The organism is Nocardioides sp., from assembly GCF_041393715.1.
GTDB lineage: Bacteria > Actinomycetota > Actinomycetes > Propionibacteriales > Nocardioidaceae > Nocardioides.
In genome coordinates, this window is sequence record NZ_JAWKJQ010000024.1 from 1 (window position 1) to 2,285 (window position 2,285).

The following is a 2,285-nucleotide window of genomic DNA, read 5'->3' on the forward strand; positions in this document are numbered from 1 at the left end:
GTGTCCTCTACGAGAGATCGGAAGGATCGGGTCGGAGCACGACGCTGTGCCGGAAGAACTCTACCCCCGCTCGGGTCGCCGCACCGCATCCGTCCGCGGGAGCCGGGACGCAGGGCGACCCGGGCGACCGGCGCCGCAGCCCGAGAGCGCGGAGCCGGCCGCCGAGGGCGTGGTCAGCCGACTTTGACCGCCGACACGAACGCGGTCCCGGTGAGCTTGCCCGAGTCGGCGGAGCCCTGGTCGTCGGCGTAGCCGAAGCCGATCACCTTGACGGTCATCTCGGCGTCGACGGTGACCGTGCGGGTGGTGTTGCAGGTGGCCTCGCGGTCCTTGAGCGTCGAGATCAGCCCGGTGAAGCAGGTGCCGAAGTCGGCTCCCCAGGTGCTGCCGTCGACGCCGCGGATCGCCAGCTGCATGCGCGTGCCGCCGGAGGTGGCCTCGGTGCTGATGAAGAACCCGTCGGACGAGACGAGGTAGGTGCCCGGCTCGAGGGTGAAGCTGCCGAGCTCGGTGGAGCGGCTCGCGAAGCTGCCACCGATGTTGACGATCGGCGTCGTGGTGGTCGTCAGCGCGACGGCCGAGGAGCCGAGAACGTCCGCGTGCTTCAGCCGGTCCTTGGTCGGGCCGTTGATCTTGCTCCAGCCGACGGTGCCGGGTGCGAGCTCGGACTTCTTGACGCTGTTGGGCGCCAGGTCGACGGCCCGCAGGCTGTTGTTCTCGACGTCGCTGGAGTTGATCAGTCGATCGGCGACCGCACCTCCCGCGGAGACGGCCACCAGGGCGACCGCGGCGGCGAGGGCGAGACCGATCTTCTTCGTGCTGGACAACATGTGTGCCTTTCGATTCCGGGTGACGGGCGATCCGCGCCCGGTCCGAGGCGGCCCCGGTCGCACCGAGACGCGCACCCGGGATTGTCCGGACACGGCCTCCACGACTATCACGTCACGCCGACACAGACGGGAACGCCACCGACCCGCGCGGGTCGGTGGCGTGGGCAGTGCGGCGGCCCGGACCGGCCCGGCGGGCCCCCACGGAGCCGGCCCGCAGCGGTGGACGCTGCCGGGCCGGCCCGCGAGTGCCTCAGCCGGGCCGACGGGTCACTGGGACTGGGTGTAGGTCTGCTCGACCGGCACCTCGAGGCCAGACACGCACAGCGCCCAGACCTTGGCCTTGGCCGGAGCCTTGTCGGAGGTCATGCCGGCGTTGCCGCCGAACTGCACCACCCAGCCGTCGAGGCGGTCGGGGCGCGGCGAGTTGGTCGACCAGTCCATCCGACCCGGGAACGACGACGACACCGGGGTGTTGCGACCGTTGGCGGCGTTGATCTCCTCCTGGGTGTCGCCGATGCCGGTGACCTGCACGCCGCCCGAGATCGCGACATCGGTCTCGGCCTTGCAGGCGACCGTGGCGATGGCGCCCGCGTTGGTGTCGCCGACGTCGTAGAACGCAACGGAGTAGTAGGCGCCCTTGAGCACCGGGGCCTTGCCCGCGAGGCCCTTGATCCGCGCCTTGGTCGGCTGGTTCAGCTTCTGCCAGCCGACCGTGCCCGGCGCGAGCTCGGACTTCTTGACGCTGTTGGGCGCCAGGTCGACGGCCTGCAGGCTGTTGTTCTCCACGTCGGCGGAGGTGATCAGTCGACCCGCGACCGCACCTCCGGTCGAGGCGGCGACGAGGGCGACCGCCGCCGCGAGAGCGAGGCCGGCCTTCTTGGTGTGGGACTTCATGGATACCTTTCTGGTCCTGAGAGGGCGGCCGGGAGGTCCGAGCGCCCACCTGGGTGCGCCACCTCCGGACATCCGGTCTGGGGCGCGATCGCCACACCTATCACGGCGCCTCGACCGTGACCCAAATGTCACCTGGCAGAGCGAAAACGTCGGCCCGGTCGCCCGGGTCCCGGTCCGCCGGGGCCGGCCGACCGACGTCAGGCGAAGAGTGTGGAGCCGAGGAAGTCCTCGGGCCCGGCCACCCCGGGGGGCACCGCGAAGACGGCCGAGCTGGTGAACCGGAGGTACTCCATCAGGGCGTCCTGCTTGGCCATCGCCTGCTGCACCGGGAGGAACTGGGTCTCCGGGTCCCGCACGAAGGCCAGGAAGAACAGGCCGGCGTCGAGCCCGCCGAGGGCGTTGCTCCCGTCGACGAAGTTGTAGCCCCGCCGCAGCATCCGGGCACCGTGGTGGGCCTCGGGGTGGACGACGGCCACGTGCGAGTCGGCCGGGATGACCGGGCCGTCGCTGCCGGCCATCTCGAAGTCGGGGTCGGTGAACTCGCCGCCGCCCGAGAGCGGC

General features: G+C 71.2%; 3 protein-coding genes. All 3 read right to left on the minus strand.

Annotated elements, in window-relative coordinates:
* Positions 1–173 precede the first annotated feature (173 nt).
* Entirely contained in the window at positions 174–830 is a 657-nt protein-coding gene (locus tag R2740_RS18400) for a hypothetical protein (protein ID WP_371304150.1), read from the minus strand.
* Positions 831–1,097: 267 nt separating this feature from the next.
* Positions 1,098–1,724, minus strand: a complete 627-nt coding sequence (locus R2740_RS18405) for a hypothetical protein (RefSeq protein WP_371304151.1) — start codon at positions 1,722–1,724, stop codon at positions 1,098–1,100.
* A gap of 197 nt (positions 1,725–1,921) precedes the next feature.
* Positions 1,922–2,285 (minus strand): Dyp-type peroxidase (locus R2740_RS18410; protein ID WP_371304152.1); only part of this gene is annotated, 364 nt, incomplete at its 5' end.

Bases quoted from the DNA above. Each gene is read 5' to 3' on its own strand.
- R2740_RS18400 (WP_371304150.1), bottom strand. From the start codon at position 830: ATGTTGTCCAGCACGAAGAAGATCGGTCTCGCCCTCGCCGCCGCGGTC.
- R2740_RS18405 (WP_371304151.1), bottom strand. From the start codon at position 1,724: ATGAAGTCCCACACCAAGAAGGCCGGCCTCGCTCTCGCGGCGGCGGTC.